Consider the following 222-nt stretch of genomic DNA (forward strand, 5'->3'; position numbering starts at 1 on the left):
AAGTAGATTTGTTGATGCAAAATTGATTTAGGAATTGGCAACAGCGCTTTACGATTTTCCGTTAGCAGTGGCGTATTCTTTTCTCGGTTAAATAATGTCTGGTTAATCGAAATTTCAATGTTTGCTATCGCTTGACTGACACCTGATTGAGCACGTTTTAATTTACGAGCAGTTGCTGAAAAAGATCCCGTCTCGCATACGGTAATAAATACTTTTAATTGT

At 36.5% G+C, this 222-nt stretch carries 1 protein-coding gene; it reads right to left on the reverse strand.

Annotated features, from left to right (window positions below; all coding sequences use genetic code 11):
• Positions 1–222: LysR family transcriptional regulator (locus V6255_RS18545; RefSeq protein WP_341629439.1), on the reverse strand; the 222-nt coding region annotated here is incomplete at both ends.

Source organism: Psychromonas arctica, assembly GCF_038155225.1.
In the GTDB taxonomy this organism is placed as follows: Bacteria; Pseudomonadota; Gammaproteobacteria; order Enterobacterales; family Psychromonadaceae; genus Psychromonas; species Psychromonas arctica_B.